A 12,820-nucleotide genomic window follows, 5' to 3' on the forward strand; every position below is an offset into this window, starting at 1 on the left:
AGTCGATTAAAAAGTCAGCTCCAGCGGCGGAAGATCAACGAGGTGTTGACGCCGCCGAAGGCAAAGTTGTTGTTCATCACGTAGTCGTTGTGCATCTGGCGAAAGCCACCTTGCAGGTAGTCCAGCTCGCCGCATTGCGGGTCGACCGCGTCCAGGTTGAAGGTGTGCACGTACTGGTCGCGGTTCATCATCTCGATGCTGAACCACGATTCCAGCGCGCCGCAGGCACCCAGGGTGTGGCCGAGGAAACTCTTCTGTGAACTGATCGGCATGCGGCTGCCAAACAGGCTGCTGGTGGCCAGGGTTTCGGCGATGTCGCCCTGATCGGTAGCCGTGCCATGGCCGTTCACGTAGCCGATGGCGGACGGTTCAAGACCTGCGTCTTCCAGGGCCAGCTCCATGGCGCGGCGCATGGTTTTCTGTTCCGGGCGGGTGGTGTGCTGGCCGTCGGCGTTGCTGCCGAAGCCAACCAGTTCAGCGTGAATATGCGCGCCTCGCGCCAACGCGTGCTCCAACTCTTCGAGCACCAACATTCCGCCACCTTCACCGATCACCAGGCCATCGCGGCCGCTGTCGTAGGGGCGCGGGCTGGTTTGCGGCGCATCGTTTTTCAGGCTGGTGGCGTACAACGCATCGAAGACCATAGCTTCGGTGGGGCACAGCTCTTCTGCGCCGCCCGCGAGCATCAACGGCAGGCGCCCGAACTTGATTGCCTCATAGGCGTAGCCGATGCCCTGGCTGCCGCTGGTGCAGGCGCTGGAGGTAGGAATCAGCCGGCCCGTGAGACCAAAGAAGATGCTGATATTTGCCGCCGTGGTGTGGGGCATCATGCGTACATAGGAATTGGCATTGAGCCCCTCGGCCACCGAATTGAGCAGCATATTGCCGAACGCCTTGATCTCATCGGTACTGCCGGTGGACGAGCCACAGGCCACGCCCATGCGCCCGTCCTTGATCGACTCGTCACCGAGCAGGCCGGCGTCTTGCAACGCCTGCTCCGCCGCCCACACGGCCAGGCGCGAGACGCGGCCCATGCTGCGCAGTTGCTTGCGCGTCCAGTGAGCAGGCACGACGAAATCGTCGATAGGGCCGGCCAGGCGCGTGTTCAGTTCGGTGAAACGGTCCCACTCATCCATGCGCCGAATGCCGCTGCGGTTGGCGCGAAAGTTGGCGGCGATGGTGTCCCAGTCGCTGCCCAGGGAGGTCACGCCGGCCATGCCGGTGACGACAACGCGCTTCATCAGCACAGGCCCCCGTTCACGGCCAGCACCTGGCGCGTGATATAGCCGGCTTCGGCGGACATCAGGAAGTTCACGGCGCCGGCGACTTCTTCCGGCGTGCCCATGCGTTGGGCCGGGATCATTTTCATCAGTTCTTCTACCGGCACGTTTTCATCCAGCATCGCAGTGTCGATCAGGCCCGGCGCCACGCAGTTGACGGTGATCTTGCGCTTGCCCAATTCAATGGCCAGCGCCTTGGCCGCGCCGATCAAGCCGGCTTTGGAGGCGCTGTAGTTGACCTGGCCGCGGTTGCCGATCAGCCCGGACACCGAGGTGATGCACACGATACGCCCGGCGGCGCGGCGCCGAATCATCGGCATCATCACCGGGTGCAGCACGTTGTAGAAACCATCCAGGTTGGTGCGCATCACCACATCCCAATCGTCTTCCGACAGCGCAGGAAAGGCGCCGTCGCGGGTCAGGCCGGCATTGAGCACCACGCCGTAATAGGCGCCATGCTGCTCCACATCGGCCTCAAGGATCTCTTTGCACGCAGCGCGATCCGCCACGTCGAACTGCAGCACGCGTGCCTCGCGCCCCAGGGCTTGGACCTCGAGCTGTACCGCGTCGGCTTCGGCACGACCGCTGCGGCAATGCAGCACAATGTCATGGCCGGCCTGGGCCAGGCGCAGGGCAATGGCGCGGCCGATACCACGGCTGGAGCCGGTGACCAGTACGGATTCAGTCATGGCGTTTCGTCCTTCGATTCATCTAAATAGTTGGCCGCCTGGGGCGGTCGAAATACGTTCAAGCGCGCGCTGGCCTGGATACCGTCGCCGGTGAGGTGGCATTCGAACACGCCCATTCCGTTGTCGTCTTCCAGGGAGCGCAGGCCGTGGATATGCAGCTCGGCACCGACCGGAAAGTGCTCCACGTTGCACTCGAACTTACGTGTGCCCAACAGGAAACCGAGTTCCACGGCCTTGCCTTGCTGGCGTGCATGGCAACCGGCATACGCGGCGACGCTTTGCGCCATCAGCTCGATGCCGACCCAGGCTGGCAGGCTGCCGTCAGCACGGTTGAACAGGCCGCCGGGCTTGACGGTGACGCGGGTGTGGATCTGCTCTTCATCGAACGACAGCACCTGGTCGATCAGGATCATGTCGCCCGCATGGGGCAGCAGTTCGGCGAGTGGCCAATCGATCATGGGGCCTCTGCGATTATCAGGCTGACATTGTTTCCGCCGAATGCAAACGAGTTGCTCATCAGGCAGGGTTTTTTCAAGCTGTCGCCGCTGCGCACCCATTGCAAGGCGGGCAGCGCCGGGTCGGGATGGCCGTCCCATACGTGGGGTGGCAGCAGGCGATGGGTCAGGCTCAGCCAGCAGAACGCGGCTTCCAGTGCCCCGGCAGCGCCGAGGGTGTGGCCGGTCATGGGCTTGGTCGATGAGCAGGCGACGCCGCCGGGAAACAGGCTGGCGACCGCCAGGCTTTCCATGGCGTCGTTGTGTTGGGTCGCGGTGCCGTGCAGGTTCAGGTAGCCGATCTGCTCGGGCGAAAGCTTCGCGCAGGCTAAGGCCTTGCGCATGGCCAGCAACGCGCCCTTGCCGCTGGGCTCGGGCGCGGAGATATGGTGCGCGTCGCAACTGGCGCCGCTGCCCAGCAAGGCGATGGGGGCCGGCTCACGGCTCATCAGGAACAGCACCGCCGCTTCACCGATATTGATGCCGTTGCGGTTCACCGAGAACGGATTACAGCGCTCGGCAGACACTGCTTCCAGCGCGGTAAACCCGTTCAGCGTCAGCTTGCACAGGCTGTCCACGCCGCCGCAGATCACCGCATCGCACACCCCCAGGTCCAACAGGCGCTGGGCGCTCATCAATGCTCGGGCGCTGGAGGTGCAGGCGGTGGAAATCACATAGGCCGGGCCGCTTACTTTCAACCAGTCGGCGAGGAAGTTGGCCGGGGCGCTGAGTTCCTGTTGCTGGTAATCGTAGTCAGCGGGGAACTGCGTGTTCTGCAGGTAATGGGCAATGCCACGGCTGGCTTCGTCAATGCCCGAGGTGCTGGTGCCCAGCACAACCCCGACCCGGTCAGCGCCGTAGGTTTGGATGGCCTGACGAATCTGATCTTCGATCTGCAGCGCCGCTTCCAACAGCAACTGGTTATTGCGACTGCTTTGCTGGGCCAGTTCCGGGGGCAGGCGCGCCAGTTCGCCGTGTACGGCGGCCACCGGCACGACGCGCTCCGGCACCCAGCCGCTTTCGGCACGCATGCCCGAGCAGTCGCCGGCAAACAGCTTGCGGCTGACTTGCGCCTGGCCACGGCCAAGGGCGCAGATCACGCCAAGGGCATTGAGGTAGGCGGTCATCGGCTCACACCCAGCGGGCTGATGCGGTAACTCAGCGGCGGGTCGGCCATGTTCACGCTGAACACCTCCGAAGACTGGTAGACGATCTGCCAGTGGCCCGGCAGCGTGCGCGTCAGGTCCATGGCCTGGGCAGTGGGATACAACGCTGGTACGTCACCAGGCGCGGTCAGGGCAAACAGCAGCGCGGCAAATAGCGTGCGCGCCTGGGGGTTGGGCGGCAGCAAGCCGTCTGCCTGCCACTGCCCATCAAGCAGTTTTTGCCGGGCCAGCGGAATGCCCAGCGGGTCCATCATCGACCAGCGAATCGCGCGGCCTTCGCGCTGGATCACCAGCAGCCAGTCCTGGCTCTGGCTGTCCGCCAGGCGCTGCACATGCAATTGCATCGGCAAGGCCAGGGCCGGCATTTTTTCCGGCAGCGGCGCCTGGCTGGCACAGGCGCTGAGCAGCAACAGGCAACTTATCAACAGCAGGCGCATCATGGGGCCGCATTCTCCACAGGTTTACGGGCCACGCAGTTGACCAGGGTTTCCTCGCGCTGACCCACCGGCGGTGCCTTGCGCAGGCCCCAACGTTCCAGCAGGCCGAAGTCACTGGAACGGCTCCACCACAAGTAAGGGTACGAAATGTTCTGAGCAGCGAACTCAAAGCCCTGCTCGCGCAGCATCTCCAGGTACTCTTCGGCGCTTTTCTGCACATGCATCGGGTGGCGGAACAGCCAGCGAATCACCCAGGTGTCGATGTAGGCTTCGGTGGATTCGGCAAACAGCAGATAGCCGCCCGGCTTGAGCACCCGATAGAACTCCTTGAGTGCGCGATGTTGTTCCACCAGATGATGGAAGGTCTGGTGGCAGAACAGGATATCGACGCTGGCATCCTCTAGGTTGAGGGTCGCGCAGTCGCTGCCGATCAGCTCGACGTCCAGGCCCAGCCGCGCGGCTTCTTCACGGCTCAGTGCCAGGCTGTGAGGGTCGGCATCCAGGCCGATCAGGCGCGAAGGCGCGAACACCTGATGCAGCAACTGGAAGGATTTGCCCTGGCCGCAACCGGCATCCAGCAACACCGGCGCCACCGGCAGCGGCTCGCTGAACAGGCTGCGCAGGTCATTGATCGCCACGCGCAATACGTGATGCTGCCAGGTATGGCTGCGCAGGAACCAGAAGCCGAACTTGGTTTCTTCGACGTAGTTTTGACTCAGGTAGTTTTTTTCAACGCCAGGGCTGCTCATACCGCTTCACTCGCACAAATATCCGACAACATCCGCAAGCGCCGTTTCGGCTCGCTGACAAACGGGTTGCGTTCATCCCAGGCGTAACCGGCCAGGATAGAGCTGATCATGCGGCGAATCTCCGGTGAACTGCCAGGATGGAAAATCACGTCCTGGAACGTGCCCGCGTACCAGCCCTCGACGTAGCAACGGAAGGTATCGACACCGCGCTTGAGCGGTTCGGCGAACTCGGTTTGCCAGTCCACCGTTTCTCCGCTCAATTGGCGGTGCAGCACTCCTGCGGCCATGCTGGCCGAACGCATGGCAATGGTCACGCCGGAAGAGAACACCGGGTCGAGGAATTCCGCCGCATTGCCCAGTAGCGCAAAGCCTGGACCGTGCAGGGTTTTGACGTTGGCCGAGTAGCCGCCGATGGTGCGCGCCGGGGTATCCCAGACGGCATTTTGCAGCACGGCGGACAGGCTTGGGGTTTGCTCGATAAAGCCGCGCAGGCAGGCGTCGAGGTCGCTGTCGGCACCCTCGAAATGCTCTTTGGCTGCGACCACGCCTACCGAGCAACGGCCGTTACTGAACGGGATGGTCCAGAACCAGATATCGCGCTTGGTCGGGTGAGTGGTCACCAGGATTTTGCTGCGGTCAAAGCCTGGGTGTTCGATACGGTCTTCGACGTGGGTGAATACGGCCTGGCGCAGCGGGAAATTCGACGGTGCTTCCAGGTCCAGCAGGCGTGGCAACACACGGCCGTAGCCGCTGGCATCGAGCACGAACCTGGCCTTGAGGTGGTACTCGCTGCCATTCTGGCGGCGCACATGCAAATACCGGCTCTCGGCAGAAAAATCCACGCCGACAATGGTTTGGCCGTAGCGGATTTCCACGCCTTGCAACGCCGCCTGGTCGGCCAGCAATTTGTCGAACTCGCCGCGCTGCACCTGGAAGGTGGTGGGCTTGCCGTTGCTGAAGGTGTCGCTGAAATCAAAGGCACTGTAGCGCTCGCCCCAAGCGAATGCGGCGCCGGTTTTTACCTGGAAGCCTGCAGCTTGCACAGCGTCGAGCATGCCGGCTTCTTCGATGAAGTCGATGCAGTGCGACAGCAGGCTTTCGCCAATCGAGAAACGCGGGAAATGCTCGCGCTCGATGATCAATACATCATGCCCTTTGCGCTTTAACAGCGCGGCCGCGATGGCACCGGAAGGCCCGGCACCGATCACCACCACCTGGCGACGTTCCATTTCAACTGTGGGCACGAGGGCTCCTTGCCGCATGGGCGCTAATCACATTCATAAGGCGTGTTTCTGGCGGCTGGCCCAGGGTGCCAGCATAAAGCTGAACGCCAGGCCCAGGCTGACCGACAAGCCGAAATTGCTCACGGCCGGTGTACTGGAGACGGCCAGCAGGCCGAACGACAACCAGGTCGTCAGCGCCGCCAGCAGCGTTCCCAACAGGCTGACGGCAGGGCCGCCGATCTGCTCGCGCATTAAAATCGCATAGTCGACGCTGATGGCCGTGACCAGCAGCAGGCCAAACAGGCTGAACAAAGTCAGCGGCTGGCCCAGCCAACCGAGGCTGGCCAGGCTGCACAACGCAGCCAGCAGCGGCAAGGCAACGATACGCAAGGCGCCGCCAAAGCCGAAGGGCGCAATCAGCAATAGCACGATCAGCACGCAAGACAGCAACTTCAATTCGGCAGCGCTGATCTGCGTGTCGGCAAACACCCGGTTCAAGTCACCCAAGCGGTCCACCAACTGCACGCCGGGCAAGTCCAGTGCCTGCACCCGCAGCAGCGCCGGGTTGTTCAAGCCTTGCAGGCTGACCATGGCCGCCACGCCACCGTCCACCGGGCCGAGCCACAGCGTGCGCCAAGGCTCGGCCAGCGGGCCTTGCAATGCGGCGCCGATGTCTGCGGTGGGCAGCGCCTGCAACTGCGCCACTTCGGCTTGCAGGGCGCTGAGGGGCACGCCGAGGTCCAGTAGCGGTTGCCAGTGCGGCGCCAGGTTGTTCAGCGCCTCGCGCAACTGTTTTTGTTCGGCGGGGAGGTTGACCAGTTGATTGAGCGCCAGGTAGCCCTGGAGCTTGTCCATCTGCACCAACTGGTCCAAGCGTTTGCCCAGGGCGGCCTGGCGCTCCAGCAAATGCTGCTGATTGTCCGCTCGCACCAGGAAAAACTGGCTGGTGGGCTGGAACCCGGTGATGCGCGCCACGGCCTGGGCTTCGTGCAGCAACTGCGGCGGCGCACCGATCCATTGGCGGATATCGTTTTTAGTGTTCAGTTGCCACAGGCCCGCCGCGCAGAACAGCAGCACCCCCACCAGCAGTACCGAACTGGGCACGCGTTTGAGCAAGGCCGTGCGCAGCTGCCATAGGCTTTGGGCGACACGCAGCGGCCATTGCGCCGGGCGCAGTTCCACGCCCTTGAGCAGCGCGGGCAACAGGCACACGGCACACAAATAGGCACCGACCAAACCGGCAGCCGAAAACACCGCAATCTGGGTCAGCGCCGGGAACGGCGTCCAGGCCAGAGCCAGGTAGCCGATAGCGCTGGTGGCCAGGCTCAGGCTCAGCCCTGGCAGGGTCAGGCGCAACGCCGGCCAACTGCGCCACGGCTGCAGGCTCCAGCTTTTGGACAGGTAATGCAGCGGGTAATCCACTGCCACGCCGATCAGGCTGGAACCCAGCACCAGGGTCATCACATGCATATGCCCAAACAGCGCCACACATGCCACCGCGCCAAACAGCATGCCCACCAGTACCGGCACGAATGCCAGCAACACTCGCCAGCGTCGGAACGCCAGCAGCAGCAATAACAGGATGCCCAGGGTGGCGCCGCCGCCGACCCAGGTCATTTCCCGAGTGGCCTGCTGTTGCCCGTTGGCCGCATAGAGCAAACCGCTGGCGGCGAGCAGTTGCGCGCCGTGTGCGCTGGCTTGCTCGCGGCTGGCCTTCAGCAAGTCCGCCACTTGTAGCGGCAACTTCATGTCGAAGGCGTTGCCGGTAGTGCGGGCCCGCAGCAGCACCCAGCTTTTGCCGTCGGCATCGGCGATCAAGGCGCCGCTGCCGATGTCCATTTGCACCGCACCGTGTTGCGGTTGGCTGTTCTGGATGCGCCCGGTGAGGCCGAGCCAATCGTCCTGGCTTGGCACCAGGCTGAAACCGGTGAAGGGGTCGAACAGCGATTGCACGCGTTGCTGGATGAACGCCTCAGGCTGCTGGATCAGTTGTTCGCGGTCCTTGGACGAGAGCATCGACAAACGCCCACGCAGCAGTTGTTCGCGCAACGCTGGCAAGTCGGCTTGCAGGTTCCACTGCACCTTTTCAAACAGGCCGCTGGCCTGCCAACGCTCACCCAGTTGCTGCACCACGGCCACCGCTTGCTGGCGGTCGGCATGCCCCACCAGTACCAGCATTTCGCGGTTGAGCGGCTCTTGCATGCGCTGTTCGGCTTGCAGTTCCAAGGCGTCCGGCGTGCTGCCGGGCACCAGTTCCATCAGGTTGGCCGACAACGGCGCGCCGTCACGCCACTGCCAGCCTGCCAGGGCCAGCACGGCCACCAGCAAGGTCAGGAACAGGCGCGGCAGCAGGCGCTCACTGGGCAAAGTCGTGTTGCTCCGCATTGCTCAACGGCTGGTCGGCGGTACTGTCCTGCATGCGCAACAGCGTGCTGTCGCCTTGGGTTTCCAGCAGTTCAATGGTGCGCACCAGTGCGCCACCGTCGATATTGATCTGGGTGAACACTTGCTTGAGCAGCAGCGAACGCGGGGTCAGCGTGAGCTTCCATTGTTGGGCCTCGCCTTGCAGTTGCAGGTCGAAGTCGCGCTGCAGGCCACTGCTGTCGCCCTGCAGTACCGCCAGGAACAAACGATTCTGTTCGGCGCCGGCACTCTTGTTTGGCAGTAGTTGCCAGCCATTGGCGTCACGGCGGGCAATGCCTTGGGAGGTGATGCGGTAGTCCTGTTGCAGCGGAGTTTTCAACAGCCACAGCAGGCCGTGATCCTTGGCGAGCACGAAGGTGCCTTTGCTCACCAATGGCTGGGGCAGGGCGCGCAGGTGCTTTTCCTGGGTGAAGTTGCCGTGGATCACGGAGGGTTTGGCAAGCTGATCGCTCAACTGCTGCAAGTCAAAAGCCTGGGCGCTGAAGCTCAGCAACAACGCAGCCACCGTAGGAGCGAGCTTGCTCGCGAAAAACCTGAGGGCCCCACGGGGTGTCAGGCGCCCCGCGTTATCGTTGGCGATCTTCGCGAGCAAGCTCGCTCCTACAGGGGGTCTCATTCCAGGGCTCTCTCTACGGCGTCGGTAAAGACTTTGGGCGAGGCAAGCTGCATTTCGCGACTGGCGATTTGCACCGCCACTTGCACGGTGCTGGCGCGGGTCAAACGCTCGCCGCTGGCCAGGTCGGTGATCAAATAATTGACCTTCAAACGATTCTCCCACTCCACCAGGCTGGCGCGCACGTTGATGGTCTGGCCGAAGGTCGCGCCGCGTACATAGCGTAGCTGCATGTCGATCACCGGCCAGGCGTAGCCGGCTTCGAGCATCGCCGTATAGTTATGGCCGATCTTGTCCAGCAACGCACAGCGCGCCACTTCCAGGTACTTCACGTAATGCCCGTGCCACACCACGTTCATGGTGTCGATGTCGAAAAACGGCACGAGGATTTCAGTGTCGCTGTGCAACACGCCGGGGCTACGCATGCAGCCTCCAGTGTTGCGCGGCGATACGTTGCAGGCACAGGCGCAGTTCGCCTTCCAGGGCGCGGTCTTCGATGACCGGCGCAAAGTCCTGGGCCAGTTCGGCGTGCATCGCGGCCAGTGCTGGTGGCAGTGGGCGGGCATCCTCGGCCTGGGCGCGCAGCCACACGCCTTGGTTGGCGGCGAGCAGGGTCGCGGCGGCGACCTGTTCGGTCAACTCCAGCACGCGGATCGCATCGCGGGCAGCGATGGTGCCCATGCTCACCTTGTCCTGGTTATGGCACTCGGTGGAGCGCGAGAACACGCTGGCCGGCATGGTGTTTTTCAGCGCTTCGGCGGTCCAGGCGCTGGTGCCGATCTGCACGGCCTTGAAGCCGTGGTTGATCATCGCGCGGTCAGCCGGTGCGCCTGAGAGGTTGCTCGGCAGGCCATGGTTGTAGCGTACGTCCACCAACAGTGCGAGCTGGCGGTCGAGCAGGTCGGCAACGTTGGCGACCAGGGTCTTGAGGCTATCCATGGCGAAGGCGATATGCCCGCCGTAGAAGTGCCCGCCATGCAGCACACGTTCTTCTTCGGCGTCGATGATCGGGTTGTCGTTGGCGCTGTTCAGTTCGACCTCGATGAACGAGCGCAGCCAGTTCAGGCTGTCCGCCAATACGCCGAGCACGTGGGGCGCGCAGCGCAACGAATAACGGTCTTGCAGGCGATGCAGGGGGGCGGTGGGCGCGTCGATGGCCAGGTCCTTGCGCAGCCACGCGGCGACTTGCATCTGCCCAGGGTGCGGCTTGGCGGCGAACAGGCGTTCGTCGAAGTGTTCCGGGTTACCTTGCAGCGCCACCACGTTGAGCGCGGTGATGCGCGTGGCCAGTTGCAACAGGTAGTCGGCGCGGGCAAAGGCCAGGCAGGCCAGGCCAGTCATCACTGCGGTGCCGTTCATCAGTGCCAGGGCTTCCTTGGGCCGCAGTACCAGCGGCTCCCAGCCCAGCTCGCGGTGTACGTCGGCCGCCGGGCGGCGTTCGCCACGGAACAGCACTTCACGTTCGCCGGACAAGGTCGCAGCCACATAGGACAGCGGCGTCAGATCACCACTGGCGCCCACCGAGCCTTCTTCCGGGATCAGTGGCAGCACATCGTTTTCGAGGAAGGCATGCAGGCGTTCCAGCAGTTCCACACGCACCCCGGACACGCCATGGCACAGCGACTGCAAACGCGCCGCCAGTACGGCGCGAGTAGCCTGGGCATCAAGCAATTTGCCCAGGCCGCAACCGTGAAAGGTGTACAGATGACGCGGCAAGGCTTCGACGTGCTCCAGCGGCACCGCCACTACGCAGGAGTCGCCGTAGCCGGTGGTCACGCCGTAGATCACGCCTTCCTTGTCCAGCAGCGAGTCGAGGAACTGCGCGCCCTTGGCGATGCGTTGGCGGTACGCGGCATCGTCCTGCAGGCGAGTGGGCACCTGGCGGTTGGCCAGGGCCAGCACGTCTTCGATGCGCAGGGGGCGTTCACCAAAGGTGATGGGCTCAAGAGGCGTCGTCATCGGTCTTCCAGAAAGGGTAAAAGTTGAACCATTGTTGGGGCGCTTGCAGGCAGAACTGGCCCAGGCGTGCGGCGTAGCGGGTGGTCCATTCGGCAATGACTTGCTCACGGGTGCTGCGCTTCCATTCGATCAAATCGGCAAAGGGCTCGATAGTCAGGCGATAGCGACCCTGGTGCTTGAGACACATCAGCAGATTGACCGGGCACTTGAGCAAGCCCGCCAGCAGCCATGGGCCTTGGGGAAATGCCGCCGTGTGTCCGAGGAAGTCCACGCGCACCGTGCGCCCGCCGTGCAGCGGGATGCGGTCGCCGGCAATCGCCAGCCACTCGCCGTCGTCCAGGCGCTGGCTGAGCAGCAGCATGGTGGCCGGGTCCAATTCGCTGACCTGGATCAGGCGCAAATGGGTCGCGCCGGCCTCGCCCAGCAGACGGTTGAAACGCTCGGCGTGCTTGGTGTGCACCAGCACATTCATGGTGACCTGCTCACCAATCTCCGCGAGGGCGCGGCACACTTCCAGGTTACCCAGGTGCGCACCCACCAACATCTGCCCGCGTTCGCCACGCAGTTGACTGCGCAACTGCGCCGGGTCGTTGATCTCGATTTGCTCCAGGCGCAGCTTGCCGTTCCACACGTCCAGCTTGTCGAGCAGCGAATCGGCGAAGGCCATGAACTGGGCAAAGACTGTGCGGTGGCTCGGCAGCAAGTTATTGCGCCCGCTCCATTGCGCCAGCCGCTGCTGGTATTGCCAGGCGCTGTGGCGTGCGGTGCGGCCGAACAGGAAGAAGTAAAAGACGATGCTGTAGAGCAACGGGCTCAATAGGCGACGGCCGAGGACTTTGACCGCGACCGCGGTGAATTTCATCAGCCAGAAGCTGCCGCGTTCCTCGCGGTCGGCCCAATGCTTGGTGCTGTCGTTCATGCTTGCCACCGTCGCCACAGGATCATCGGCGCACGCACGAGCATGCCGAAGAACAACCGCGTGTGCATGGCGCTGATGCGCAGGTTGTCGCGCAACAAGCGAAAGTGCGACAGGCCGTCGGCGGGGTAGTGCACCTGGGTGGGCAGCCAGCGCATCGGCTGGTTGCGCCAGGCCAGGCGCACCAGGATGTCCGAGTCGAAATCCATGTGCGTGCCGATGTAGGCCGAGTCCATCAGCGCCAGCGTCGGCGCCAGCGGGTACACGCGAAAGCCGCACATCGAGTCGCGAATCTCAAGCGACAGGGTGTTGATCCACACCCACACGTGGGTCAGGTAACGTGCGTACAGGCGACCCTTGGGCACGCTGTCGTCGTATTCCGGGTAGCCGCAGATGACGGCGTCGGGGTGCTGGCGTGAGGTGTGGATAAAGGTCTGGACTTCGCGCAGGTCGTGCTGGCCATCGGCGTCCACTTGCAGAGCGTGGGTATAGCCCAGGCGCGCTGCTTCGCGAAAACCGGCCATCACGGCGGCGCCCTTGCCCTGGTTGCTGGGCAGGGTCAGCAGGGTGACGTTATCCAGCGTCGCCAACTGCGCCAGCACGGCTGCGCACGCGGCGCTGCTGCCATCGTCCACCAAGAGGCAGGGCAGGCCGCTCTTCAGCACACTGTGGACCACGGCCGGCACGGCGGCTTCGTGGTTGTATACCGGGATCAAAGCGCAGGGGTTATGCATATTCAAAGCCTGCGCAAACCCCGTGGCGAGGGAGCTTGCTCCCGCTGGGCTGCGAAGCAGCCCCAATGGAGGCGACCGAGATCATCCTGGGAGTGGGTGATGCCTGGGTTGGGAGCGCTTCGCACTCCAGCGGGAG

At 63.6% G+C, this 12,820-nt stretch carries 13 protein-coding genes; all 13 read right to left on the reverse strand.

What is annotated here, in order from left to right:
* Positions 1-14: 14 nt before the first annotated feature.
* Genes HBO10_RS10640 through HBO10_RS10700 form a run of 13 tightly spaced genes read right to left on the reverse strand, consistent with a single transcriptional unit; the run spans position 15 to position 12,684 of the window.
* Complete coding sequence (locus tag HBO10_RS10640; RefSeq protein ID WP_032893933.1) at positions 15-1,241, reverse strand: beta-ketoacyl-ACP synthase; 1,227 nt, start codon at positions 1,239-1,241, stop codon at positions 15-17.
* On the reverse strand, positions 1,241-1,969 hold the full coding sequence (gene fabG, locus HBO10_RS10645; protein ID WP_014716589.1) for a 3-oxoacyl-ACP reductase FabG: 729 nt from the start codon (positions 1,967-1,969) through the stop codon (positions 1,241-1,243). Before fabG ends, HBO10_RS10640 begins: the two co-directional genes overlap by 1 nt.
* Positions 1,966-2,427 carry a hotdog family protein gene (locus HBO10_RS10650; protein ID WP_034125584.1) on the reverse strand — a complete coding sequence of 154 codons (462 nt, stop codon included), beginning with the start codon at positions 2,425-2,427 and terminating at the stop codon, positions 1,966-1,968. Before HBO10_RS10650 ends, fabG begins: the two co-directional genes overlap by 4 nt.
* Positions 2,424-3,590: a beta-ketoacyl-[acyl-carrier-protein] synthase family protein gene (locus HBO10_RS10655; RefSeq protein WP_034125585.1), complete on the reverse strand. Its 1,167-nt coding sequence runs from the start codon at positions 3,588-3,590 to the stop codon at positions 2,424-2,426. The genes HBO10_RS10650 and HBO10_RS10655 overlap by 4 nt, the downstream gene beginning before the upstream one ends.
* Positions 3,587-4,069, reverse strand: a complete 483-nt coding sequence (locus HBO10_RS10660) for a hypothetical protein (RefSeq protein ID WP_034125586.1) — start codon at positions 4,067-4,069, stop codon at positions 3,587-3,589. Before HBO10_RS10660 ends, HBO10_RS10655 begins: the two co-directional genes overlap by 4 nt.
* Positions 4,066-4,815, reverse strand: a complete 750-nt coding sequence (locus tag HBO10_RS10665; protein WP_034125587.1) for a class I SAM-dependent methyltransferase — start codon at positions 4,813-4,815, stop codon at positions 4,066-4,068. Before HBO10_RS10665 ends, HBO10_RS10660 begins: the two co-directional genes overlap by 4 nt.
* The gene (locus HBO10_RS10670; protein ID WP_034125588.1) at positions 4,812-6,059 is read right to left on the reverse strand and encodes an NAD(P)/FAD-dependent oxidoreductase; all 1,248 of its coding nucleotides are present in this window, start codon (positions 6,057-6,059) and stop codon (positions 4,812-4,814) included. Before HBO10_RS10670 ends, HBO10_RS10665 begins: the two co-directional genes overlap by 4 nt.
* Positions 6,060-6,092: 33 nt before the next feature.
* The gene (locus HBO10_RS10675; protein ID WP_034125589.1) at positions 6,093-8,423 is read right to left on the reverse strand and encodes an MMPL family transporter; all 2,331 of its coding nucleotides are present in this window, start codon (positions 8,421-8,423) and stop codon (positions 6,093-6,095) included.
* Positions 8,395-9,078: an outer membrane lipoprotein carrier protein LolA gene (locus tag HBO10_RS10680; RefSeq protein ID WP_052199929.1), complete on the reverse strand. Its 684-nt coding sequence runs from the start codon at positions 9,076-9,078 to the stop codon at positions 8,395-8,397. Before HBO10_RS10680 ends, HBO10_RS10675 begins: the two co-directional genes overlap by 29 nt.
* The gene (locus tag HBO10_RS10685) at positions 9,075-9,500 is read right to left on the reverse strand and encodes an acyl-CoA thioesterase (protein WP_034125591.1); all 426 of its coding nucleotides are present in this window, start codon (positions 9,498-9,500) and stop codon (positions 9,075-9,077) included. Before HBO10_RS10685 ends, HBO10_RS10680 begins: the two co-directional genes overlap by 4 nt.
* The gene (locus HBO10_RS10690; RefSeq protein ID WP_034125592.1) at positions 9,493-11,034 is read right to left on the reverse strand and encodes an aromatic amino acid ammonia-lyase; all 1,542 of its coding nucleotides are present in this window, start codon (positions 11,032-11,034) and stop codon (positions 9,493-9,495) included. Before HBO10_RS10690 ends, HBO10_RS10685 begins: the two co-directional genes overlap by 8 nt.
* A complete protein-coding gene (locus HBO10_RS10695) occupies positions 11,018-11,953 on the reverse strand; it encodes a glycosyl transferase (protein ID WP_034125593.1) in 936 nt (311 codons plus the stop codon). The genes HBO10_RS10690 and HBO10_RS10695 overlap by 17 nt, the downstream gene beginning before the upstream one ends.
* Positions 11,950-12,684 (reverse strand): glycosyltransferase family 2 protein, encoded by a 735-nt coding sequence (locus HBO10_RS10700; RefSeq protein ID WP_034125594.1) that lies wholly within the window; start codon positions 12,682-12,684, stop codon positions 11,950-11,952. Before HBO10_RS10700 ends, HBO10_RS10695 begins: the two co-directional genes overlap by 4 nt.
* Between the last annotated feature and the right edge of the window lie 136 nt (positions 12,685-12,820).

Origin of the sequence: Pseudomonas sp. WS 5503, from assembly GCF_012985385.1 — a bacterium.
GTDB lineage: Bacteria > Pseudomonadota > Gammaproteobacteria > Pseudomonadales > Pseudomonadaceae > Aquipseudomonas > Aquipseudomonas paracarnis.